Origin of the sequence: Streptomyces niger, from assembly GCF_000718305.1 — a bacterium.
Classification (GTDB): domain Bacteria; phylum Actinomycetota; class Actinomycetes; order Streptomycetales; family Streptomycetaceae; genus Streptomyces; species Streptomyces niger.
Window position 1 is genome coordinate 182,564 of the sequence record NZ_JOFQ01000011.1, and the last position, 22,858, is coordinate 205,421.

A 22,858-nucleotide genomic window follows, 5' to 3' on the forward strand; every position below is an offset into this window, starting at 1 on the left:
CACTACCGACATCACCGCCATCATCGACACCGGCACTGACGCCACCCCCACCGATGCCCTCGCCACTCCGTTCCTCCACCGCCCGTCGAGCGGTCGGCCCCCCGCTCCGTTCCTCGCCGGCCCGGCGTGCGATGAGTCCGTCGTCCCAGCCGCTCCTTCGTGTAGCGCCGCCGTCCGCGCCCTCGTGCTCACCGCTCACCAGAAGCCCTTTCCGTACGCACCAGCAGAGTCTTCAACCTCACCGACGGCCGTTGTGACCAGCGTCGCCCCAGACGTCTTCGCTTCCGAATCGCTACCGGCCGAAGCGTCCCGTCACCCCGTCATCCCGCCATCGCCCCCTCCGGCACCGGGCCGCGTTCGGCGGCCAGGGCCGTGCGCAGGACCGACAGCGCGGCGATCAGCCCGGCCTGCTGGTCCGGCGGCACGGTCAGTTCGTCCAGTGGGGCCAGCCGGCGCTCGCGTTCGGCGGCCAGTGCCCGCTCCAGATATGTGTCGAGCAACGCGCCCCCCTTGTCGCGCAGCCGCAGCGCTCCGTGGGCGCCGAGCAGTTCGGCGAGGTTCTCGCCCGCCGTACGGGCCCGGCGGCCGCCCAGCAAGGAGGTGGCCAGCAGCGCCGCTGCCTCTTCGGAGACCGTGGCCCCCGTACGCTCCGGGCCGCGCGGCTCTCCGGGTACGCCGCGCGCCTCCCGTGACAGCCCTCGTACGCCGCCGAGCAGTCCGCGGGCGTCTCCGGCCGCTTCCCGTGCAGCCCGTGCCTCGCGCGCCTCTTCCTCCGCCAGTTCCTCCAGGCAGCGGCGCCAACGCCGCGCAAGAATGTCCAGCCGCCCGGCGGTACTCGCCTCCTCTGAGGCGCTGCGCCCGGGTGCTCCCTCGTGTACCGAGGCGCCCTGCCCCGATACGCCGAGCCCGGCCGCCGCCGGATCGCGGCGCCAGGCCTCCACCGTCCGCTCGTCCGCCTCCTCGACCGCGCAGCACAAGAGGGAGGCGAGGCCGCGGGTGAGGGAGTCCAGGAGTTCGTCGGGGCGGCCGCCGAGGGCATGGTCACGCCAGTCGGCGCGGGCGTCGCCGGAGAGGACGTCACCGCCGGCCACGGCGTCCCGTACCCGCCCGGAGGCCTTCTCGTACGCCTCGTCGACCCGGTCGGCCAGCCGGACCGCAGCGGCGTGCTGGGCGGCGGAGGCGCCCGCCAGCGCGGGCAGCCGGCCACGCAGCGAGGCGATCGCCCCCGTCACGGAGCGGGCGGCCGCCGCCTCCCGGGCCACCGGGTCCTCGGCGTGCCGCTCCAGCCAGGCGCGCAGCGCGGCGACGGCGGTGGCCGGCAGCAGACCGCTGCCGCCGCCCGCCGACTCGGGCAGCTCGGGGATGGTGAAGCGCGGCACGTCACCGAGGCCCGCGCGGTTCAGCAGGGCGGCGTACCGGTCCGTGATGTCCGGCGCGATCTGATGCGGGACCCGGTCGAGCACGGTGACGAGCGTGACGTCGTACTCCTTGGCGGTGCGCAGCAGGTGCCAGGGGACGGCGTCGGCGTACCGCGAGGCCGTGGTGACCAGCACCCACACGTCCGCCGCGCAGATGAGTTCGGCGGCGAGCTCGCGGTTGCGTGCCACGAGGGAGTCGATGTCCGGAGCATCCAAGAGGGCGAGCCCTCGGGGGACGCCCCGGTCCGTCTCGATACGCAGCGGCGAGGGCCCGTCGCCCTCCGAGGCGGCGCCGCCGTCATCCTCCTCGCCCTCGTATGCGCAGCCGCCCACGCCCGCTTCGTCCCCGTAGAAATCGCTTGCGCAGGACCCCTCCCCATACGGGTGGTTCCCGGTGCCGCCCTGTTCGGGCATCCATACGCGCACGAGATCGGGCAGGACACGGGAGCCGGTGAACCAGTGCCGGTCGTCGGGGTGGCACACGAGGACGGGCGTACGCGTCGTGGGTCGCAGCACGCCCGCTTCCGTGACGTGGCGGCCGACGAGGGAATTGACGAGCGTGGACTTCCCGGCACCGGTGGACCCGCCGACGACCGCCAGGAGCGGTGCCTGAGGAGCGTGCAATCGGGGCATCACATAGTCGTCGAGATGAGCGAGGAGTTCGGCGCGATCGCGGCGGGCGCGCGCGGCCCCTGGAAGCGGCAGCGGGAAGCGCGCGGCGGCGACGCGGTCACGCAGCACGGAGAGCGCGTCGATGATCCGGGGTCCTACGTCCAAGGTCGCCACATGTGAAGAATGCCCAATTTCGACGGCTTTTTGAAGCGTATAGCCCCATGTGCGCGCCGCGCGAACCCACGCAAAACGGTACGTGTGACGCGTGGGGCGCCCGCGACAGGAGGGGCTCAGGCATAACGAGTGCACAACACCCGTCCCGTGAGGCGCCAAAACCGGTGCAGAATTCGTACCTGCCTGCGATTATCGGGACCGCTTCACCGAACCTCCACAACGTGCCACGGAGGTGAAGCAACCGGGACGAGGCACGCGGCCCCCTATCCTGGTCCGCGGTCCGTGATCCACGTTCACGCCCGGCCCCCGTAGCTCAGTGGATAGAGCAGGTGCCTTCTAAGCACTTGGCCGCAGGTTCGAGTCCTGCCGGGGGCGCACCGCAAGGCCCTCCCTTGGGGAGGGTCTTTTTGCTGGTCAGCGTACGTGCACCAGCCCGAAGAAGGGCATCGGACCCTCCCTCGGTGATCGCGGGGAGGGTCCGATGCTGTCCGACTGTCACCGGGTTTCTGCGGGTGGACACGGTGAATACGCGGTGACGTTCTCAGCAGATCGCCATCCGAAGAGGCGACCTGGCATCAGACGCGGCGCACAGCGCGTCGAGAGTTCGCCGCTCCCTCACTGAGCGGACGAGGCGGCCTGCCTGTAATGACAGGCCGCCTCAGCAGTACACGCATCAGAGACACACACATTCCTTTCCCTCGCCGGCCGATACGAAGAACGTCGGCTCCGTCCCAGGCGGGCAGGGAATGTCGCACCTCGCGGCTGCTGGCTGCTTGTATGCAGGACTGGCGGCGGCTGTGGATGCCGTGCCTGTCGCAGCTAGCCCGCCGAGGAGGACTGCGGATGCGCCCACCCTCACGAGCAGGGGAATAGGCGAGGACTTAGCTACTTTCCTGCGCATAATGCACCTCTTTGTCGCAAGTGGAGCGTTTGATGCGCTTATCGTCTCGCATATTCCTCCGCTCCGCACTCGGCGGCAGCGCAGCGGCAGGCATGCAGGTGAGCACAGCGCTAAGACTCCAACACCTTCTAAGCACTTGGCCGCAGGTTCGAGTCCTGCCGGGGGCGCTCCGGAAGGCCCTCCCTTGGGGAGGGCTTTTTTTGTTGGGTGGGGGTGTGGGGCGGTGTAGCCGGCCGGTGGGGGGCGGGGTGATCGTACGGTGGGGGTGTGCACATCTGTTTCGTTTGTAGCGGGAACATCTGCCGGTCGCCGTCGGCTGCGCTGGTCTTCGGCGAGCATCTGCGGCGGGCCGGGCTGGATGCAGCAGTGCGGGTCAGCAGCGTCGGCATCGGGCCGTGGCATGTCGGCGAGCCCATTGACGAGCGGGCCGGTGAGGTGCTGGCTCGGCACGGTTATCCCACCCGGCACGTCGCGGCGCAGATCGGTGCCGAGCACAGGGATGCCGACCTGTTCGTGGCGATGGACCACGGTCATGAGAAGGCGTTGCGCCGGCAGGTGGCGGATGTATCGCGGGTGCGACTGCTGCGATCCTTCGACCCGCGGGCGGTCAGCGGCTCGCAGGCCGCCGAGAGGGGCAGCGGGCTGGAAGTTCCCGATCCGTATTACGGCGGGCCGGAGGGGTTCGACGAGGTGCTGGGCATGATCGAGGCTGCGGTGCCCGGGCTGCTCGACTGGGTGCGCGAGCGGCTGGACAGCGCGTGAGCGGCGGTACGGCGGCCGCGGGCGGGGAAGGCCCGGGAGAGGTGGCGGCCCGGCTCACCGGGCGGGCGGTCCGTGGGGAGCCGCGGCTGTCGGGGGCGCTTGCCGAGGTCACGCTCGACGACGGGCGCGTGGTGGTCGTCAAGCGTGGTGACAGCGACGGCGCGGTGGCGGCCGAAGCGGCCGGGCTGCGGTGGCTGGCCCGAGCCGACACCGTCCGGGTCCCTGCGGTGCACGGCCGGGACGGGCGCTGGCTGGTGATCGACCGCGTGGCGTCCGGACGGCCGAGCGTGGCGGCCGCCGACCGGTTCGGCCGGGAGTTGGCCGCCCTGCACGCCGCCGGCGCACCCGCGTTCGGCGCTCCGCCGCCCGACGGCCCGCGGGACGCCGCCATCGGGCTCGCCCCGATGCGTAACGTCCCCGGTACCGACTGGCCCGAGTGGTACGCCGAGCACCGCCTCCTCCCCTACCTGCGCCGCGCCGTCGACGAAGGGACGGTACGTCCCGCCGAGGCGGCCGTGGTCGAGGAGGTCGCGGCCCGGCTCCCTGAGCTCGCGGGCCCGGCCGAGCCGCCCGCCCGGCTGCACGGTGACCTGTGGAACGGCAACGTGCTGTGGGGCGCCGACGACCGGGTCTGGTTGATCGATCCGGCCGCGCACGGCGGCCATCGCGAGACGGACCTGGCCATGCTGCACCTGTTCGGCTGCCCTCATCTGGATCGGGTTCTGGACGCTTACCAGGAAGCCGCGCCGCTGGCGGACGGTTGGGGCGACCGTATCGGCCTGCATCAGTTGTTCCCCCTGCTGGTCCACGCGGTGCTCTTCGGCCGCGGCTACGCCGAGCAGGCCCTCGCTGCCGCCCGGTCGGCGCTGGCCGGGTAGAGCCCGCAAGCCGGCCCGTACCTCTGCTGCCCGTACCCCGGCTGCCCGTACCCCGGCTGCCCGTACCCCGGCTGTCCGTACTCCGGCGGCCCGTACCCCTGCTGTCCGTACTCCTGCTGCCCGTACCTGTCGCCCGTACCTGCTTCCTGCCCCTGCCTGGTCGGCCGGCGAAGCCCTCTGTCCTGGCCGACCGCCCTCTGCCTGCCCCGGCCGCCCCCTGCCCCGGCCGCCCTCTGCCTCGGCCGGCGAAGCCCCCTCTGCCCCCGGCCGACGAAGCCCCCTGCCCTCGCGCACGAAACCCTCCACCGCGAGTCCCCGCCCCCACCCGAGTGACACCGCCCCTCCTCCCGTGGGTTCGTCGAGCGGTGGCGGCGTGTGGGGGTGACGGCGCGGGCGGTTCGGAGGTGAATGAGGGGATGGGTGCTCCATGCCGGTCTGGGGGTGCGGCGCGGCGGGTACTCGGCAGGGCCCGCCCGGCGGCGGAGCGGCCGCCGGGCGGACCGTGACGGAACGACGAAAGGGCGTTGAGCATGCGTGCGCTGACCATTCGACCGTTGCAGCCGGGGTCGCTGGAGGTGCGCGAGGTGCCCGATCCGGTGGCCGGGGCGGGCGAACTGTTGGTGGACGGCCTCGACGTCGGGGTGTGCGGTACCGACAAGGAGATCGCGTCCGGCGACTACGGGGCACCGCCGCCGGGGCGGGACCGGCTCGTCCTCGGGCACGAGTCGCTCGGGCGGGTGCGCGAGGCGCCACCCGGGAGCGGGTTCGCACGCGGTGACCTGGTGGTGGGGGTGGTCCGCCGGCCCGACCCCGAACCGTGCGGGGCGTGCGCGCGGGACGAGTTCGACATGTGCCGGAACGGGCGCTACACCGAACGGGGGATCAAGGAGCGGGACGGGTACGCGAGCGAGGTGTGGACGGTGGAGACCGACTACGCGGTGCGGCTCGACCCCGGACTGCGTCGGGTGGGGGTGCTCATGGAGCCCACCACCGTGGTGGCCAAGGCGTGGGAACAGGTGGAACGCGTCGGGAACCGCTCGTGGTTCGAGCCCCGGCGGGCCCTGGTGACCGGCGCGGGGCCCATCGGGCTGCTGGCCGCGCTCCTCGGTGTACAGCGGGGGCTCGACGTGCACGTACTGGACCGGGTGATCGGCGGGCCCAAGCCGCAGCTGGTCCGTGACCTGGGGGCGACGTACCACAGTGAGGACATCGACCAGGTCACCGAGGAGCTCCGCCCGGACGTGGTCATCGAGGCCACGGGCGCCGGTCACCTGGTCTTCGACGCGATGGCGGGGACGGCCGCGTACGGGATCGTGTGTCTGACGGGCGTCTCCCCGGCCGGCCGGCAGCTCACCATCGACGCGGGCACCGTCAACCGGGATCTGGTGCTGGCGAACGACGCGGTGGTGGGTTCGGTCAACGCCAACCTGCGGCACTACCGGCAGGCGGCCGACGCGCTCGCCGCCGCCGACCACGACTGGCTGGCCCGCATGATCACCCGGCGGGTGCCGCTCGCCCGCGCGGAGGAGGCGTTCTCGGCGCATGATGACGACATCAAGGTCGTGGTCTCGATGGAGGAGTGAGAGGGACGGTGGTGGGGGCGCATGACGGCGGGTCCTGAGCCCACGGGTCCCGAGCCGACCGGACCTGCGGGGCCTGGGTCCGTGGGGCCTGAGCCGGCAGGACCCGAGCGCAGGAGTCCCGAGTGCACGGGCCTTGAGTCCGCAGAGCCTGAGCACAGGAGCTCCGAACACATGGGCCGGGACGCCACAGGGTCTGAGCCCACGGGCCCAGAGCCGACCGGATCTGCGGGGCCTGAGCCCACGGGCCCTGGGCCGATCGGACCTGCGGGGCCTGGGTCCGTGGGTCCCGAGTCCGTCGCGCCGGGTGACGCCCCGGAGCCGCGCCGGCCCCGGCCCCGGCACCGGCACCGCCTCCGTATGGTGCGGCGCGTCCGGCATCGGCTGCAGATCGGGCGGTTCCGGGAGCGCGGCAGCGAGCTGGAGCTGCTGCACCGTTCCATGGGCTTCGGCGCGCTGGGGCTGGTGACGCTCGTACCGCTGCTGATCGTGGTCGCCGCGGCCGATCCGGTACGACACCGTGGGTTCGCGCTCTGGCTGGTCGACGGCATGGCGCTGTCCGGCCGCTCGGCGGACGCGGTGGAGAGTGTCTTCACCGCGCCGCGGCAGGCAGTCGCCACCACGAGTGCGGTCAGCCTGGTCGCCCTCGCGGTCTTCGGGCTGAGCTTCGCGGGCAGCGTGCAGACCGGGTACGAGAAGACCTGGAGCCTGTCGGTCGGGCCGTGGCACCGGGCCTGGCGGCAGACCGTCTGGCTGATCGTCCTGATGGCCTACCTCTACGCCGAGGTGCAGTCCCGCGGCGCCCTCCCTGAGCCGCTGCGGATCGTGCTGAACCTCCTCGCCGGCGTGCTGTTCTTCTGGTGGGGCCAGCGTTTCCTGCTCGGTGAGCAGGTCGCATGGCGGGCGCTGCTACCGGGCGCGGTCGCGACCATGGCGGGCCTGACCGGGCTGCGGGCCTTCTCCTACCTGGTGTTCGCACCGCTCATCGTGAGCAACGCGGTCAGCTACGGGGCGGTGGGCACCGTACTGATCGTGGAGTGCTGGCTGGTCGGGGTCGGCTTCGTGGTGTTCGGCGGGGCGCTGCTGGGGCGGCACTTCCACGACCATCCCGAGCGTCATGTGTTCCCGCGGGTACGCCGGGCCGGGCACGTCCGCCACGTCCATCACCTGCGGCCCGTGGCCCGGTCCGTGCCCCGGTCCGCGCCCCGGTCCGAACGGCGCGCGGGCCCGGCACCGCCCACCCGGGACACGAACCGCACGCACTGCACGAACCGCACGAACCGCACGAACAACCACACGCGGGACGAGGACCGAACCGACGACCGTACGCGGGACACGGACCGAACCGACGACGGTACGCAGGACCTGGACCGAACCGACGACCGTACGCAGGACGGAGACCCGCCGCCACCCACCGGCGGCCCCCCGCACTCCCCGCACTCCCCGTGAAGGGCCGGACCGGTCCGGTCCCGGCCCGTACGTCACCTCGCCGGTGCCGCCGGGGCCTCCTTGATGTCCGTGATCTGGCGGGTCTCCAGGGAGCTGCGGACCGCTACCCGGGAGGTGCTCGGGTGGCTGCCCGAGTCCCAGGTGAGGGTGACGATCGTGTACGCGCTGCCGGTGCCGGAACCGTCGTAGGAGACGGACCACTTGACCGGGACGTTCTGCGCGCGCAGGACGCCGTCGGCGTGGTTCTTGGACTCCCAGGTCGCGAGGCGCTTGCGCAGGTCGGCGCGGAGGTAGTGGGTCCGCAACTGACTGGCGAGCGTGCCGTCCTCGTCGTACACGGCGTCGATGTACGCGCCGTAGAAGTCCGCGACCCGGTCCACGGTCGATTCGGGGCTGCCGCCGCGCGCCGGCTGGGCCGCCGTCTGCGCCGCCGGCCGGACGGGCGGCGGCGTGGTGGTGGCGCCGAAGGCCGGGAGGGCGGCGGTGACGGTGAGGAGTGCGGCAGCGGCCGTGCCGATGACGGCGGTACGGCGACGCGCGGGACGAGAGGTACGCATGGTGTTTCCTTCCCCCAGGATGAGCGTTTGGTCCCTGAGTCAGTGGGTCCACGAGATATGACACTCATATGCCTGGGAAGGGTTGTATTCGACCCGGTGTGTCTTTCGGGGTTCCCCGGGATGGCGTCCACGAGTGTCGGCACTCCGGCCGATTCACCCGGTGCCGGGCGTCGACGGCGGGGCGACGGGGCCACCCGCCCGCGGCACGACCGAGGGCCGACCCGCCCGCAACACGACCCAGAACCAGCAGCACGACCCATTGCTCGCCCGTCCGCAACACGACCGAGGGCCCGGACGGTGATGCCGGTCCGGGCCCTTGCGGCGCGCCGCGTTACGGGGACTCAGGTCCCCGCGGCGGCGAGGCCGTGCAGGTAGTGCATGAGCGTCATCAGGACGTCCCGGCTGGAGGTGCGCAGTCGGGCGTCGCAGTTCACGATCGGGACCTCCGGCGGCAGGTCGAGGGCGCCGCGCAACTCCTCGACGGGGTACGTCGGCGCGTCGGGGAAGGAGTTGACGGCGACGACGAAGGGGACGCCGCGCTCCTCCAGGCGTCCGATGACGTCGAAGCTGACCTCCAGGCGGCGGGTGTCGACCAGGACGACCGCACCGAGCGCGCCGTCGAACAGGCCGTTCCACAGGAACCAGAAGCGCTGCTGGCCGGGCGTGCCGAAGAGGTAGAGCACCAGTTCCTTGTTGAGGCTGATGCGCCCAAAATCCATCGCGACGGTCGTGGAGGTCTTGCGCTCGATGCCCAGGGTGTCGTCGACGCCGACGCCGGCCTGGGTCATCGTTTCTTCAGTGGTCAGCGGACGGATCTCGCTGACGGCACCGACCAGGGTCGTCTTGCCGACCCCGAAGCCGCCCACGATCACCACCTTGACCGCGGCCGTGGCCGAGTCCGGCAGTTCGTCCTCGCTGCGCGGTCCGACGACCGGCTCCGCGGCGAACGTCTGACCGGCCACGGGCTGCTCGGCGAGCGCCTGTCCGGCGGCCGGCTCAGAGCTGTTGAAGTCCATGGATCACCGCCTCGATAAGGGAACGGTCCGGAAGTTCTGCGGGCGGTACGGGCGCGCGCGCCACCACCCGCCCGTCGGCCAGCAGGTCACCCAGGAGCACGGTGACCACGCTGACCGGAAGCTTCAGGTAGGCGGAGAGTTCCGCCACCGACAGCGGGGAGTGGCACAGCCGCATGATCGCGGCGTGCTCGGGCTGCGCGCCCGGTCTCGGGGAGGTCTTGGCCACGATCAGCGTGACCAGGTCGAGGGAGAAGGTGTCGGCGGCGCCGGTGCGCCCGCCGGTGATCACATAGAGCCGCTCGGGGCTCTCGTCCTCCCACTCCTGGCCCGCTGCGCTCATGCGGCCGGTCCCTCGCCGCGCGGCGGGCTGCTGAGGTGCTCGCCGATCCGTGCCACCAGGTCGCGCATCTTCATGCCGATCAGTCCGGCGTCCACCCCTTCGTCGGCCAGCACCGCGAGGTAGGCGCCCGCGCCGGCCGCCATCAAGTAGAAGAAGCCGCCGTCCAGTTCGATGACGACCATGCGCATCTTGCCGTCACTGTGCGGGAACTCGGCGGAGACGGCACCGGCCAGGGACTGCAGGCCGGCACAGGCGGCGGCCAGCCGGTCGGCGGTGTCGGTGTCCGTGCCGTACTGGGCCATTCGCAGGCCGTCCGAGGACAGCACGACGACGTTGCGGGTCTGCGGGACGCTCTCCGCCAGGTCCTTGAGCATCCAGTCCATGTTGGCCCGGTGCTGAATCATGGCAACTCACTCTTTTCCGACGACTCGTCACTCTTCGGCCCGGCGGCCCCGCCCGGTTCTCCGGAGAGGCCGCTCTGGAAGGCGGCCAGCCACATGCCGGGCTGCACCTCGGGGGCGGCGTCCGACGCGGAGGACCGTTGGTCTGCGGTGTCGGGGGCGGTGGGCGCCTGCGCCGCGGGCTGAGCCGGCGCGGTGGCGCGGGACTTGCGGCGCCGCTGCGGCAGCCCGTTTGCGGTCCGCTCGGTCACCACGGGTACGTCTTCCTGCACGTTCTCGGATCGGGGCAGCGCAGCGGGCGCAGCGGGCGCAGCGGGCGCAGCGGGCGCCGAAGGCACGGGGCCGGTGGGCTGCCGCGGGAGCGTCGGGTGCTCGGTGCGCTCGTCGAGCGGGCCGGAGGAGGCGCCGATGCCGTGCGCGCGGCCGGTGGCGGGCGCCGTGGTGATCAGGTCCTGCGGCACGATGAGGACGGCGCGCACGCCGCCGTACGCCGAGGGGCGCAGCGACACCTGGAAGTCGTACGCCTGGGCCAGCCGGCCGACGACGGCGAGGCCGAGCCGCGGGGACTCCCCCAGGTCGTTGACGTCGATGCCCTCCTGGGCCTGCTGGAGCATCCGTTCGGCCCGGCTGCGGGCCTCCTCGCTCATGCTGACGCCGCCGTCCTCGATCTCGACGGCGATGCCGGACTGCACCTCGACCGCGGTGAGGTGGACGCGGGTCTGCGGCGGGGAGTAGCGGGTGGCGTTGTCCAGCAGCTCGGCGAGCGCGTGGATGAGCGGCTCGACGGCCTGGCCGACGACGGCGACCTCGGTGACGGAGTGCAGTTCGACGCGCTGGTAGTCGATGATCCGCGACATCGCGCCGCGGAGCACGCTGAACAGCGGGACGGCGCGGCTCCACTGGCGGCCGGGGCGGGCGCCGCCCAGTACGGCGATGGAGTCGGCCAGTCGGCCGATCAGCGCGGTGCCGTGGTCCAGTCGCAGCAGGTCGCCGAAGACCTCGTGGTTCCGGCCGTGCCGGTCCTCCATGTCGCGCAGTTCCTGCGCCTGCTGGTGGACGATGGCCTGCACGCGGCGGGCGATGTTCACGAAGGCGCGCTGGGCGGACTCGCGCAGGTCCTCCTCGGCGACGACCGCCTCCAGGACGGAGCGCAGCACCGCCTGGTGGGCCGCGGTGAACTCGGGGGTCAGCCCGGCCTCGCGGACCTCCTGCGCCAGCCGCTCGGTCATCGAGGCGAGGACGTCCTCGGGGAACTCCGCCTGGCCGAGCCGGTGGACGACCTCGGGCAGCAGCTCCTCGGCGAGCCGTACGGTCACGGCCTCCTGGCGGGCGAGCACCTCGGCCTGTGTCCGGGAGTTGCGGCGGAGTTCGTCCAGGGCCCGGCCGCGGCGGGCGGTCTCGGCGGCGAGGAGCGCCACGGCGACGGTGGCGACCCCGCCGGTCCACAGGACCGGCGTCCGCGCGTCGGAGGGGACGAGCACGGCGGTGACGACGGCGGCGATCACGGTGAGCGCCGCCGGCAGTATCCACACGAACGCCGAAGCCGGTCGCAGGCCGCCGGGCGACGATCCTTCTCGAACCATCAGCACCTTCAACCAATCAAAAAGATACGGGGAAGTCCTCGGGCGCAGCACTGAGGGCAGCGTCGGCACACAGATCACCAGTGGTAACTGCCAGTACGCTGAGCCGGTCTCAGCATAACCGGACTTGATCACTCCTTGACGCCAGGTCATGTCGCCGCAGGTAGAGGCCTATTCGGGCCGTGGAGCGGGCGGAACCGTCCGATCGGTGGACACCTTCCGGCGGCCCGTCCGCCACGCTCCGTACGGCATGCGGGCACGCCGGTCGGCCGCGCGGGCAAGGGAGTTGACCGCGCGGTCGCTCAACCGGCCGGCCCGCTCAGAGGCGTACGGTCCGCCGCGGCAGGTTCTTGGCGTCCGCCAGCAGTCCGTGCAGGGCGGCGAACTCGTCCACGCACCGGCCGGTGCCCGCCACGACGCAGTTCAGCGGGTCCTCGGCGACCACGACGGGCACGCCGGTCTCGCGGGCGAGCAGCCGGTCCAGGCCGCGCAGCAGCGCGCCGCCGCCGGTGAGCGCGATGCCGTGCTCGATGACGTCCCCGGACAGCTCGGGCGGGCAGGCGTCCAGGGTGCGGCGGACGGCCTGCACGATCGCGTCGACGGGCTCGGCGAGCGCCTGCCGGACCTCCTCCGCGGTGATCTCCTGGACCCGCGGCAGGCCGTTGACGTGGTCCCGGCCGCGAACGGTGAAGGAGTCGAGGCGTACCGGCACGGTGGTCTCCGCGTCGGCGTCGGCGTCGGCGTCCACGTCGGTGTCCGTGTCGGCGTCCTCGGCAGCGTCCGCGTCGGTGTCCGTGTCGGCGTTCTCGGCGGGCGGCTCCGGCAGGCGGGGCTCCGCCGGCGTCCAGAGCGCCGAGCCGATGGCGATCTTGATGTCCTCGGCGGTGCGCTCCCCGATGTCCAGCGCGTGCTTCTTCTTGACGTACGCCAGGATCGCCGCGTCCATCGCGTCGCCCGCGACCCGTACCGACTGGGCGGTGACCAGGCCGCCCATCGAGACCACCGCGACCTCGGTCGTGCCGCCGCCGATGTCCACCACCATGCAGCCCACCGGCTCCGCGACCGGCAGCCCGGCCCCGATGGCCGCCGCCATCGGCTCCTCGATCAGCTGCACTTCGCGGGCGCCGGCGCGCTTGGCCGAGTCGATGACCGCGCGCCGCTCGACGCCGGTGATGCCCGACGGCACGCAGATCACCACGCGCGGGCGGGAGAACCGGCGGCCGGGCAGCGCCTTCTTCAGCAGCCCCCGCAGCATCCGCTCCGCGGCGTCGAAGTCGGCGATCACCCCTTCCTGGAGCGGCCGCATCGCGGTGATGCCGGAGGGGGTGCGGCCGATGGTGCGCTTGGCCTCCGCGCCGACCGCGATGACCTCGCCCGCCGCGTTGACGGCGACCACGGACGGCTCGTCGAGCACCACGCCCTTGCCGCGCGCGTAGACCAGGGTGTTCGCGGTGCCCAGGTCGATGCCTATGTCGTACGTACCGCCGGAGGAAGTGCTGGCCATGAGGAGTTCGCTCGCTCGCTTTCGGCTCGGACTGCGGGTACGCCCGCGGCGCGGCGTGCGGATCCCCCCGACATCGCGCCCCAGACGACAGCAATGACGTCAATAACGGGCGATTACCCACCCTACCGGCGTTGCATATGTGCATGCCGCCCGGCCCGGTACGGGGACATGGAGCCCGGACCGGAACACGCGCTCAGCGCCGGGTGCGGTTCAGCGCCCGCGCGAGCTCGTCCAGCGCGTCCACCAGCAGACCGGCGGCGCGCAGCGCCACTCCCCTGCCCTCGGCCCCGGCCTCCCACGCCGCCAGTTGGTCGTGCAGGCCGCCCCAGTCCATGTCGCCGCCCTCCCGGACGGCCCGCGCCGCGCGCTCCACCGCCGGTCCCAGCTCGGCGGCGAACGCCTCGGCGCCCGGCGAGGGTTCGGCGTCCGGGCCCGGCAGGTGGGCCTCCATCAGCATGGTGACGCGGCCCATCGTGTTCAGGGCGGATTCGGCGTCCTCCTCGGCGGCCGGGGAGAGCCCGCGGTGCCGCACCGGCTCCTTTCCGGCGCGCTCCCCGCTCTTCACCCAGGCGACGCGCGCCGCGCGCAGGTCGAGCAGGGCCTCGCGCACCCGGCGCGGCCGGCGCTCGGCGGGCCGGGCGTGGATGTCCAGGACGGCGGTGGCGTACCTGCCGCCGGCCGCGAGCCACTCCGCCAGCCGGTCGCGCAGCCGCGAGGTCTCCCAGGCCGGGAAGGCGGCGTACGAGAGGGTGGCCAGCACCCCGCCGAGCAGGGTCAGGACGACCCGCTCCTGGACGGTCTGCTCCCAGCCGGCACCCGCGATGCCGAGCAGGAAGACGACGTACGCGGCGACGCAGGCGGAGGTGACCGCGACACCGGTGCGCAGCAGCAGGTACATCAGGAAGACGCAGACGACGGCCAGCGCCGCGTCGACGTACTGCCCGGGATGGAACAGGGCGATGACGCCGCCGCCGACGGCGACGCCGAAGAGGGTGCCGATGAAGCGGGCGACGCCGCGCTGGTAGGTCTGCGCGAAGTCCGGTCGCATGATCATCACGGAGGCGAGCGGCGCCCAGTAACCGTGTCCAAAGGGCAGCGCGGTGCCCACGAGGTAGCCGACCGCGGCGACCGCCGCCACGCGCAGCGCGTGCCGCAGTACGAAGGAGGACCAGCGCAGCTCCCGCCGTACGGCCCGCAGGACCACCGGGACCTGCCGGTGGACGGCGGGGCGCAGCAGGTGGGGGCGGTCGCCGTCGGTGTCGGGGCCGGTCGGCTCGACCGGTTCGTCGGCGGCTTCGACGGCGTCGGCCAGCAGGCTCAGCAGCCGGGTAGCCGAGCGGCGCGCGGGTCCGGTCAGCATGTTGCCGGTGACCGGCACCTCCAGGACGTCCATGACGTCGGAGGGCAGGCGGACCGGTCGGGCGTGCCGGATGGCGGTGGCCACCGCGTCCAGCACGGTCGCGGCGGCGCCGAGGAGTTCGCGGACGCGGTCCCGTTCGGGGCCCTCCATCGGGGCGCCGACGACCGGGTCGGCGAGCGAGGCGAGCACCGGGCGGACCTGCTCGGCGAGGGTGCGCGGGCCGTGCAGCTGGGCGGGGCGCCGACGGGCCTGACGGGGGCTGACCCGGGAGGCGAGTCGGGCGTCCATCAGGGGCTGCGGGTCGAAGGGCGCCACCGGGTCGTGGCGGAGCCGGCGGGCGTAGTCGGCCTCGGCGGCGAGCGCGTCGGCCAGGGCGTCCCGCTGCCGTCCCCAGCGCCGGATCGGAAAGAGCACGATGAGCGCGGCCTGGACGCAGCCGCCGGTCGCGATGAGCGCGGCGTGTGCCAGCGCGCCCAGGACGGAGGTCGGCAGTGTGACGGTCACCAGCATCACCGCGACCGTCTGGGTGCCGATCAGGCCGGAGACCGGTCCGACCGCCCAGCACAGCCCCGCGAGCAGGGTCCAGGCGCCGAGCAGCACGACGAAGAGCACGGTGTGCGAGGCGGCGAGATAGCCGAGGAAGGTGGAGACCGAGAGCCCGCCCGCGACGACCAGGGCCAGCAGCGGGCGCGGCCGCCAGCTGCGCTGGAAGGTGGCGATGGCGGAGGAGAAGGCCCCGAAGGCGGCGGACACGGCGAGCACCGGGGAGCCCAGCCACAGGCAGCCCCCGACGATGAGCGCCACGCCCACCGCGCCGCGGACCGCAATGAGCGGGGTGAGCTTGGCCCGTTCGACCGTCAGCCCGGAGCGGGCGGTCTGCTTCAGCGCGCTCGTCCAGGTCATAGCGAGAGAATACGTGCTGAATACGGTCTAATACGGCTGAATAAATTCGAATACAGTCGAATACATAGCAAACGGGCGGCCCACGACGCGCGGCACCTCCGTACCGGCCGCCCCTCGGATCGCGGCCGGTACGGAGGAGGGGCGGCCGTCAGTGGCGGCTCGGGCTGCAGTCGATCTGGACGAGCTTGATCGGCTTGGTGGCGTCCAGGCCGACGTAGGCGGTGAAGTGCTGGTCCTTGCCGCGCGTCCAGCTGGTGGTCACCGTCGCCCAGCCGACGCCGGCGGACTGCGCGGTGGTCACCCGGCCGATGGCGATGTCGCGCGGCGCGTTCTGCGCGCAGAGCAGCACGTCGTACTTCTTGTTCTGCTGGACGCGCTTCTTCAGCGCGTCGCCGACCATGTGCCGCCGCTCCCACCGGCGGGGCCCGTGGTTGCCGTAGAAGCCCTCCAGGAAGTGGTGGACCTGCTCGGCGCCGTAGCGGGCCGCAGCCTTCTTCGGGGCCGGGGCCGGGGTCGCGGCGGGCGCGGAGGCGGCGAGGGTCAGGCCGCCGCCGAGCAGGGCGGCGCAGAGCGCGGAGACGGTGACAGCTCGCGGAGCCTTACGGATCATCGAATGTCCTCTTCTGCCGGAATTCATCCGCAATATGCGGACCTCACCCGAGCAGACTCGGCGCGCCGTGTGAGGGTTGCACGACCCACGGCGCAAGCACCCGCCCGGCCCAACGGACGCCCGCCCCAACGGGCACCCGGCCCAACGGGTACCCGACCCAACGGGCACCCGACCCAACGGGCGCCCGCGCACGTCCGCGGCGAGCAGGCCGCCATTAATAGAGTGCGTGCTCTACTATTGGCTCGATGCGTACCGTCGACCCCGCCCGGCACGCCCGCAAGCGGGCCGGGATCCTGCAGGCCGCCGCCGCGGAGTTCGCCGCCCACGGCGTGGACGGCACCTCCACCGCGGCCATCTGCCGGCGCGCCGGCATCGGCTCCGGCACCCTCTTCCACTACTTCGCGACCAAGCGCGACATCTTCCACGCGCTGTTCGCCGACGACGTGCCGCGCCACGCCGCGGCCTGCGACCGGGCACTGGCCGCCGAGCGGCCCGACGACGGCCTCGACGGGCTGGTGGACCACCTGCTCGCCGACCTGCCCGATCCACTCGTCCCCGGCCTCGCGGCCGCGGCCTTCCTCCAGGCCAACCGGGACGAGGAGTTCGCCGGCATGATCGTCGCCGACGACGCCCGGATCCGCGCCACGCTCGTCACGCTGGCGGAGCGGCTCGCGGACGCGGGCCGGCCGCTCGCGTTCCCGCCGGCGCGCGTCGCCGGATGGATCCAGCGGATGGTCGACGCCAGCTACCTGAGCGCGGGCGAGGACGGGTTCGACGCCGCGGAACAGGCCGCCGAACTGCGCCGGATCATCGACTGGCTGGTGGGCCGCAGCCCGGCCCCGGCCCGAGCGGAAGGGCACACGTGATGTCTGCCGAGGACGCCGCCGGAAAGACAGCGCCGCCAACGACACGGATCGCGCCGGCCACCGGCTCCCGGGCCCTGGTCTGGGCGGGCTTTCCGGTCCTGGGCGCCGCACTGGGGTGGCTGCTGGACGCGGTGGCGGGCTGGGTGGCCGCGCTGCCGTGGGCGCCGTTCCAGGGACCGTTCCGGCTCATCGACTCGTTCCCCGAACCGCAGGCCACGATCGGCGCCGCGCTCCTCGGCCTGGTGGCCGGCCTGCTGCTCGCGCTGCTCGCCGAACACGACTACGTGCACGCCGCCGTCGGCCCCGCGCGGGCCACCCTCACCCGCGGGGGCCGGCACCACATACTGCACCGCGCGAACGTCGCGGCCGTCTTCCCGGACGGCAAGCGCCTCGTCGCCCTCGGCCACCGCACCGAGGAACTGCTGCGCCTCAAGGGCGACTTCGACACCGGAGCGTTCGCCGCCGCGTTCCGGGCGCACGGCTACCCCTGGCAGGACACCGACCCGCACGCCGGGGAGTACCGCCGCTGGGTGGCCGGGCTGCCCGACCTCGACGCCGCCGCGCACACCCTGCTCAAGGCCCGTGCGCACGCGCTGGAGAAGAACCGCGCGGACGACGCCGCCCAGCTGCGCGAGGAACTGGCCGCGCTGGGCATCGTCGTCCGCGAGGAGAAGAAGCAGCAGTTCTTCCGCCGCACCCAGGACCTCCCGGCGGCCGAACCGGAGGCCTGAGCGCCGCCCGCGTCCGGCCGACCTGGGCCCTGGGGCCGCTACGGCACCCCGTCCGTCCTCACGACACCACATCCCTCCTCACGACACCCCGTCCATCCTCACGACACCCCGTCCATCCTCACGACACCCCGTCCGTCCTCACGACACCCCGTCCGTCCTCACGACACCCCGTCCGTCCTCACGACACCACGTCCTTCGTGCGGAAGCCGCGGAAGGCCAGCGCGAAGAGGACCAGCGCGTAGGACACCGAGACCGCGGCGCCCTGCAGCATGTCCGTCATCTCCAGCCGGGGCTGGAGCGCGTCCACCCACGCGAACTGCCAGTGGGCCGGCAGCACATCGCGCCAGTTGCCGAGCGCGGTGACCTGGTCCAGGACGTTGCCGACGATGGTGAGGCCGACCGCGCCGCCGACCGCGCCCAGCGGCGCGTCCGTCACCGTCGACAGCCAGAACGCCAGCGCCGCGGTCACCAGCTGCGACACGAAGAGGTACGCCACCACCAGCGCCAGCCGTGGCACCGCGTCCCCGGCCGGCAGCACCCCGCCGCCCGGCAGCCGCAGCGCGTCCCAACCGTACGCGTACGCGCCCACGGCCAGCGCGACCAGCGGCAGCAGCACCATCGCCGCCGCGCTGAATGCCAGCGCCACGGTCAGCTTGCTCAGCAGCAGCCGGGTCCGCGGCACGGGCGCGGCCAGCAGGTACCGCAGCGAGGACCAGCTCGCCTCCGAGGCGACCGTGTCGCCGCAGAACAGCGCGACGGGCACCACCAGCAGAAAGCCCGCCGAGACGAACAGGGCGGTGGCCGCGAAGTTGGCGCCCGAGGCGGTCGCGGTGTCCATCAGGTTGACCCGGCCGTTACGCCCGGCCGGATCGCCGCCGATGGCGAAGGCGGCGGCCAGCACGAACGGCAGCGCGGTCAGCACCAGGCCGACCACCAGCGTGCGGCGCCGCTTCAGCTGCCGCAGCGCCTCGACGCGCAGCGGCAGGGTGCGGCCCGCGCGGTAGCCGGCCGCAGGCCCGGCCGGGTGTGCCGTCGGATGTGCGGCGGTACTCATCGGTCCCCTCCGATCAGGGTGAGGAAGGCGTCCTCCAGGCGGCGGTGCGGCCCGACGCGCTCCACCCGTACGTCCAGCCGCAGGAGTTCGGCGAGCAGTTCCGGGGTGCCGGCCGTGCCGTCGAGGCGGACCAGCAGCCCGTCGTCGCCCGCGGCGGCCGAAGCGACGAACGGCAGCGCCACCACCTTCTCCACCACCCCCGCGGGCACCGGCTCCGCCGTGCCGATCAGCAGCGTGTCGCCGCTCCCGACGATCTCGGCGACCGGGCCCGCCTGCACCAGCCGGCCGCGGTCCATCACGACCAGATCCGTACAGGTCTGCTCGACCTCGGCCAGCAGGTGACTGGAGACGATCACGGTGCGGCCCTCCGCCGCGTAGCGGATCATCACGTCCCGCATCTCGCGGATCTGCGGCGGGTCCAGCCCGTTGGTCGGCTCGTCCAGGATGAGCAGGTCCGGCAGGCCGAGCATCGCCTGCGCGATGGCGAGCCGCTGCCGCATGCCCTGCGAGTACGTACGCACCGCGCGCTGCAGCGCCTCGCCCAGTCCGGCGATCCGCAGCGCCTCCTCGATGTGCGCGTCCTCGGCCGGGCGGCCGGTGGCCCGCCAGTACAGGTCCAGGTTCTCCCGGCCCGTCAGATGCGGCAGGAAACCCGCGCCCTCGACGAACGCGCCGACCCGGGAGAGGACCGGCGCGCCCGGCCGCACCGCGTGCCCGAACACCCGGATCTCGCCCTCGTCCGGCGTGATCAGCCCCATCAGCATCCGCAGCGTGGTGGTCTTGCCCGCACCGTTCGGCCCGAGCAGCCCGAGCACCTGACCGCGCTCCACGCCGAAGGTCAGGTCCTGTACGGCGTACCGGTCCTCGGCACCCGCGTACTTCTTCGTCAGGCCCGTGATCCGCAGCGGCACGTCCGCCAGGTCGGGGTCGGGCGCGGGCGGCGTGGTGCGGCGGCGCCCGGTGAGCAGCAGCGCGGCGGCGATCAGTACGGCCGCGAGCGGCAGGCCCCACACCCACCAGGGCAGCGAGGTCGGGGCGGTGTGCACGCCGGGCGCGGTCGGCACGCTCAGCGCGTTCTCGCCGGCGAGCCCGACCTGGTACACGGCCGGCTCGGCGGGCGAGGCGTACGCCATGTCGGTGGCGGACACCACCAGCCGCATCCGGTGTCCGGCGGCGAACTCGTGGTCGACGGCCGGCAGCCGGACGGAGACCGTACGGCCGTCCTTCGCGCCCGTCACCCGCAGCGGCGTGACGAGCTGATGCGGCAGCAACTGGGTCCGCCCGTCCGGACCGACGTCGTAGACCTTGGCGAACAGCACGGCCTCGTCGTGGTCGCTGCGCACCCGGATCTTCGCCGTGGGCGAGCCGGTGACCTGCACGGCGCTCTTCAGCGCCGCGGACTCGAACCGGGCGTACTGGCCGGGGAAGTCCAGCGCCGGGCCGTTGCCCAGCGCGCTGAGGCTGCCGAGGGCCGCGCCGATGCCGGGTACGGAGGAGATGGCGGGCGGGTCGCCGCCCGCGGGGTTGGCGAGGGTCTGCTCGCGGCCGGCGAGCGGCACGGACCGCGGGTCGCCGCGCAGCCCCGGGTAGCTGTCGCCGCTCGCGCCGCGCAGCCGCGCGGCGCCGTCGGCGGCGTTCACGCCCCCGGCGCGGCTGATCCGGAACGCCGGGCCGGTGTCGGTGGCGCGCTCCTTCTTCAGGTAGCGGGCGAACCAGTCCTCCGTACGCGTCAGGACCCGGGACTCCTCGCGGTTGCCGCCGTCGTGGCCGCCCTCGATCCAGTCCACCGCGACCGGCGCGCCGTTCTTCTTCAGCGCCCGTGCCATCTCGTCGGCCTGGCCGAGCGGGAAGAGCGAGTCGGACTGGCCCTGGGAGATCAGGGTAGGCACCTTGATCTCGTCGGCGATCGCCTTCGGGCTGCGGCTCTCCAGCATCTTCCGGGCCGCCGCGTCCGGGCGGCCGGAGACCGCGACCCGCTCGTACATCCGGCACAGCTGCGCCTCGAAACGGTGGCAGGCCACGCCGCGCGCCGGATTGGGCACGGTGGTGGTGACGGGCGCCGAGCCGGTGGTGAAGAAGTAACCGGCCCACAGCTTCTTGAACACCCCGTCGGGGAACAGCGCGTCGGCGAGGTTCCAGTACGTGATCTGGGGCGCGATGGCGTCCACGCGGTGGTCGTGGCCGGCCGTGAGCAGCGCGATGGCGCCGCCGTACGAGGCGCCGGTCATCCCGACGCGCGGGTCGCCGGGCTTGTCCAGCTGCACCTCGGGACGTTTCGCCAGCCAGTCGATGAGGTGGCTGACGTCGGCGACCTCGCCCTTCGGGTCGTTCAGGCCGATCTTGCCGGTGGAGTGCCCGAAGCCGCGCGCCGACCAGGTGAGGACGGCGTACCCGGCCCGCGCGAGCTGCCGGGCCTGGCCGGCGGCCGCGGCCTTGCTCGCGCCGAAGCCGTGGCCGACCAGCACGGCGGGCCGGCGCCCTGAGGTCGCCGTGCTGGTGAAGTAGGAGGTGTCGATCCGGACGGTGGACTTGCTGCCGGGCTTCTCCGGCAGCGTCAGGACGTGGTCCTCGCGGTGCACCGCGGGGGCCGCGTCGTCGGACGCGGCGACGGCCGCCCACGAGCCGCCGCCGAGCAGGGCGCCCAGCACGGCCACGAGCGCGACCAGTCGCCGGCCACGCGGCCGGGGAACCTTCAGAGCCATGTCGTTCACCCTACGGGGGTGCCCCATGATCTCCGGGTCAGCCCTGTGACCTGGCGCTCAGCTCTGTGAACCGCCAGGTCACCCCTGCGGCGGACCGAAACCGCCGCCCGGCGGAGCGGGCGGAACGGGCGGCGCCGGCGGCGCACCGTACGGCGCCTGCGGCGCCTGCGGCGGTGCCGGAGGGGCCTGCGGGGCCTGCACCGGCGGGGCCTGCGGGGGCATGGCGGGCGGGCCGAAACCGGGGGCCGGGGCAGCGGGCGGACCGTAGCCGGGCTGCGGCTGTGCCGGCGGTGCGTATCCGGGCTGGGGCTGCGGGTGGGCGGGCTGTGCGTAGCCCGGCTGCGGGTGTCCGGGCTGCGGGTGGCCCGGCGCGCCGTACGGCTGCCCGCCCGGCATCCCGAAGGGCGCCGCCCCCGGCATGCCCGGCTGCGCGGGCGGATACCACTCGTCGGCGACGGGCAGGCCGCGCCGGCCCATCACGACCAGCAGCGCGACCGACCCGGCGAATTCGAGCACGATCTGGGTGTGGCTCAGCAGCACCGGGAAGGCCGGGCCCTGCTGGACTGTGAAGAAGATGCCGTACCGCAGCAGGGCGATGGCCGTGAGGAGCGTGAGGGGCAGCAGTACGCACGCCATCCCCAGCGCCAGGCCGCGCGCGGACACCGCGCGCGTGAGGCACAGCACCGCGCCGAGCGCGGCCAGCACGAGCAGGACCACGGAGTTCCAGCCCGACGACACGCTCATCAGCGCGGGCAGGCTGCCGTGCCCGAGGTAGAGCACCTCCAGCATGACGGGCCGGTACTGCGTGAGCGCGTAGACGTTCCAGGTCGCGGAGCACAGCGCGCTGACGCCGAGCACCACGGCCCCGGTCACCGCCGCGGCCTTCGCCGGGCGCATCGGCGGATCGCTGGGCGTGCGGGTGGGCCAGCGCCGCATACCGGAGAGCAGCACCACGCCGCATGCGAGGGCGAACAGGAGGACGAAGGCGCTGGTGACGAAGACGCCTTCGAAGAGGCCGCTGCTGGTGTCCACTTCGCCGAGGAACCAGCGGTTGTCGCCGGTGTGCTGGCCGGTGCTGACGAAGACCTGGAGCGAGGAGGTGAACGTCAGCGTCGTCGCCGTGGCCAGGAGGCCGCCCGCCGCCCGCGCCCCGGTGAACGCCGCCCAGACCGCGGCGGTCTGCACGATCGCGAGCATGAACGTGTAGAGGTCGGTCGCCATGATCGTGCCCCGCGACCCGACGCCCGTCCAGGCGTTCCAGAGCCCGTCGAGCCCGTGCTCACCGACGTCGATCGCCATCCATGTGGCGCTGTTCAGCAAGAAGAGCGTGCAGAACACCCCCGCGGTGATCCGCGCCCCCTTGCTGAGGACCGTACTGTGCGGCATCTCGCCCCCGTCTTTCCTTCATGTCGTGCATGTCGTGCCGTGTGCCGTGTGCTGCGTCCCCCGCGAGCGATGCC

General features: G+C 73.2%; 17 protein-coding genes, 1 tRNA gene and 1 pseudogene. 7 read left to right on the forward strand and 12 right to left on the reverse strand.

The genetic code is table 11. The annotated features are described in order from the left end of the window. Window positions 1–320: 320 nt before the first annotated feature. Complete coding sequence (locus tag IF20_RS21790; RefSeq protein ID WP_052867150.1) at window positions 321–2,195, reverse strand: GTPase domain-containing protein; 1,875 nt, start codon at window positions 2,193–2,195, stop codon at window positions 321–323. 311 nt (window positions 2,196–2,506) lie between these two features. On the opposite strand from IF20_RS21790, the gene IF20_RS21795 reads away from it, so the two are divergent. The 5 genes and pseudogenes from IF20_RS21795 to IF20_RS21815 form a co-directional block, all read left to right on the forward strand. Beyond that, window positions 2,507–2,579: transfer RNA gene (locus IF20_RS21795), tRNA-Arg, on the forward strand. Between the two features lie 793 nt (window positions 2,580–3,372). Next, window positions 3,373–3,867 (forward strand): low molecular weight protein-tyrosine-phosphatase, encoded by a 495-nt coding sequence (locus IF20_RS21800; RefSeq protein ID WP_052866948.1) that lies wholly within the window; start codon window positions 3,373–3,375, stop codon window positions 3,865–3,867. Then, complete coding sequence (locus tag IF20_RS21805) at window positions 3,864–4,745, forward strand: fructosamine kinase family protein (RefSeq protein WP_052866949.1); 882 nt, start codon at window positions 3,864–3,866, stop codon at window positions 4,743–4,745. Before IF20_RS21800 ends, IF20_RS21805 begins: the two co-directional genes overlap by 4 nt. Window positions 4,746–5,275: 530 nt before the next feature. After that, a complete protein-coding gene (locus IF20_RS21810; protein ID WP_052866950.1) occupies window positions 5,276–6,328 on the forward strand; it encodes a glucose 1-dehydrogenase in 1,053 nt (350 codons plus the stop codon). 357 nt (window positions 6,329–6,685) lie between these two features. Further along, a pseudogene (locus IF20_RS21815) lies at window positions 6,686–7,462 on the forward strand (ribonuclease BN); the annotation flags it as partial. Between the two features lie 344 nt (window positions 7,463–7,806). On the opposite strand, the gene IF20_RS21820 reads toward IF20_RS21815, so the two are convergent. From IF20_RS21820 to IF20_RS21855, 8 genes are all read right to left on the reverse strand, one after another. Then, entirely contained in the window at window positions 7,807–8,331 is a 525-nt protein-coding gene (locus IF20_RS21820; RefSeq protein ID WP_234426762.1) for a hypothetical protein, read from the reverse strand. 341 nt (window positions 8,332–8,672) lie between these two features. Continuing rightward, entirely contained in the window at window positions 8,673–9,347 is a 675-nt protein-coding gene (locus IF20_RS21825) for a GTP-binding protein (RefSeq protein ID WP_234426763.1), read from the reverse strand. Then, on the reverse strand, window positions 9,328–9,687 hold the full coding sequence (locus IF20_RS21830) for a DUF742 domain-containing protein (protein WP_052866951.1): 360 nt from the start codon (window positions 9,685–9,687) through the stop codon (window positions 9,328–9,330). Before IF20_RS21830 ends, IF20_RS21825 begins: the two co-directional genes overlap by 20 nt. Then, window positions 9,684–10,091 carry a roadblock/LC7 domain-containing protein gene (locus tag IF20_RS21835; RefSeq protein WP_052866952.1) on the reverse strand — a complete coding sequence of 136 codons (408 nt, stop codon included), beginning with the start codon at window positions 10,089–10,091 and terminating at the stop codon, window positions 9,684–9,686. The genes IF20_RS21830 and IF20_RS21835 overlap by 4 nt, the downstream gene beginning before the upstream one ends. Continuing rightward, the gene (locus tag IF20_RS21840) at window positions 10,088–11,671 is read right to left on the reverse strand and encodes a sensor histidine kinase (RefSeq protein WP_052867153.1); all 1,584 of its coding nucleotides are present in this window, start codon (window positions 11,669–11,671) and stop codon (window positions 10,088–10,090) included. Before IF20_RS21840 ends, IF20_RS21835 begins: the two co-directional genes overlap by 4 nt. A gap of 316 nt (window positions 11,672–11,987) precedes the next feature. Further along, window positions 11,988–13,172 carry a rod shape-determining protein gene (mreB, locus tag IF20_RS21845; protein ID WP_052866953.1) on the reverse strand — a complete coding sequence of 395 codons (1,185 nt, stop codon included), beginning with the start codon at window positions 13,170–13,172 and terminating at the stop codon, window positions 11,988–11,990. A gap of 193 nt (window positions 13,173–13,365) precedes the next feature. Beyond that, window positions 13,366–15,435, reverse strand: coding sequence for an FUSC family protein (locus IF20_RS21850; protein ID WP_052866954.1), 2,070 nt, complete (start codon window positions 15,433–15,435; stop codon window positions 13,366–13,368). Window positions 15,436–15,583: 148 nt separating this feature from the next. After that, window positions 15,584–16,045, reverse strand: coding sequence for a hypothetical protein (locus IF20_RS21855; RefSeq protein ID WP_052866955.1), 462 nt, complete (start codon window positions 16,043–16,045; stop codon window positions 15,584–15,586). A 245-nt stretch (window positions 16,046–16,290) separates the two neighbouring features. Here IF20_RS21855 and IF20_RS21860 point away from each other — a divergent pair, with 245 nt between their 5' ends. Together IF20_RS21860 and IF20_RS21865 are read left to right on the forward strand one after the other, a co-directional pair. Then, window positions 16,291–16,911 carry a TetR/AcrR family transcriptional regulator gene (locus tag IF20_RS21860; RefSeq protein WP_052866956.1) on the forward strand — a complete coding sequence of 207 codons (621 nt, stop codon included), beginning with the start codon at window positions 16,291–16,293 and terminating at the stop codon, window positions 16,909–16,911. Then, complete coding sequence (locus IF20_RS21865; protein WP_199896702.1) at window positions 16,911–17,642, forward strand: YqeB family protein; 732 nt, start codon at window positions 16,911–16,913, stop codon at window positions 17,640–17,642. Before IF20_RS21860 ends, IF20_RS21865 begins: the two co-directional genes overlap by 1 nt. 178 nt (window positions 17,643–17,820) lie before the next feature. On the opposite strand, the gene IF20_RS21870 is transcribed toward IF20_RS21865, so the two are convergent. The 3 genes from IF20_RS21870 to IF20_RS21880 form a co-directional block, all read right to left on the reverse strand. Further along, window positions 17,821–18,696, reverse strand: a complete 876-nt coding sequence (locus tag IF20_RS21870; RefSeq protein WP_052866957.1) for an ABC transporter permease — start codon at window positions 18,694–18,696, stop codon at window positions 17,821–17,823. Next, window positions 18,693–21,398 (reverse strand): CocE/NonD family hydrolase, encoded by a 2,706-nt coding sequence (locus tag IF20_RS21875; RefSeq protein ID WP_110944450.1) that lies wholly within the window; start codon window positions 21,396–21,398, stop codon window positions 18,693–18,695. Before IF20_RS21875 ends, IF20_RS21870 begins: the two co-directional genes overlap by 4 nt. A 78-nt stretch (window positions 21,399–21,476) precedes the next feature. After that, a complete protein-coding gene (locus tag IF20_RS21880; RefSeq protein ID WP_052866958.1) occupies window positions 21,477–22,784 on the reverse strand; it encodes a hypothetical protein in 1,308 nt (435 codons plus the stop codon). Window positions 22,785–22,858 lie beyond the last annotated feature (74 nt).

What these genes read in the sequence shown, in the direction of transcription:
- mreB (WP_052866953.1), bottom strand. Translation starts at nt 13,172, where the DNA reads ATGGCCAGCACTTCCTCCGGCGGTACGTACGACATAGGCATCGACCTG.
- IF20_RS21810 (WP_052866950.1), top strand. Translation starts at nt 5,276, where the DNA reads ATGCGTGCGCTGACCATTCGACCGTTGCAGCCGGGGTCGCTGGAGGTG.
- IF20_RS21860 (WP_052866956.1), top strand. Translation starts at nt 16,291, where the DNA reads ATGCGTACCGTCGACCCCGCCCGGCACGCCCGCAAGCGGGCCGGGATC.
- IF20_RS21855 (WP_052866955.1), bottom strand. Translation starts at nt 16,045, where the DNA reads ATGATCCGTAAGGCTCCGCGAGCTGTCACCGTCTCCGCGCTCTGCGCC.
- IF20_RS21830 (WP_052866951.1), bottom strand. Translation starts at nt 9,687, where the DNA reads ATGAGCGCAGCGGGCCAGGAGTGGGAGGACGAGAGCCCCGAGCGGCTC.
- IF20_RS21840 (WP_052867153.1), bottom strand. Translation starts at nt 11,671, where the DNA reads ATGGTTCGAGAAGGATCGTCGCCCGGCGGCCTGCGACCGGCTTCGGCG.
- IF20_RS21825 (WP_234426763.1), bottom strand. Translation starts at nt 9,347, where the DNA reads ATGGACTTCAACAGCTCTGAGCCGGCCGCCGGACAGGCGCTCGCCGAG.
- IF20_RS21850 (WP_052866954.1), bottom strand. Translation starts at nt 15,435, where the DNA reads ATGACCTGGACGAGCGCGCTGAAGCAGACCGCCCGCTCCGGGCTGACG.
- IF20_RS21880 (WP_052866958.1), bottom strand. Translation starts at nt 22,784, where the DNA reads ATGCCGCACAGTACGGTCCTCAGCAAGGGGGCGCGGATCACCGCGGGG.
- IF20_RS21865 (WP_199896702.1), top strand. Translation starts at nt 16,911, where the DNA reads ATGTCTGCCGAGGACGCCGCCGGAAAGACAGCGCCGCCAACGACACGG.
- IF20_RS21870 (WP_052866957.1), bottom strand. Translation starts at nt 18,696, where the DNA reads ATGAGTACCGCCGCACATCCGACGGCACACCCGGCCGGGCCTGCGGCC.
- IF20_RS21820 (WP_234426762.1), bottom strand. Translation starts at nt 8,331, where the DNA reads ATGCGTACCTCTCGTCCCGCGCGTCGCCGTACCGCCGTCATCGGCACG.
- IF20_RS21835 (WP_052866952.1), bottom strand. Translation starts at nt 10,091, where the DNA reads ATGATTCAGCACCGGGCCAACATGGACTGGATGCTCAAGGACCTGGCG.
- IF20_RS21875 (WP_110944450.1), bottom strand. Translation starts at nt 21,398, where the DNA reads ATGGCTCTGAAGGTTCCCCGGCCGCGTGGCCGGCGACTGGTCGCGCTC.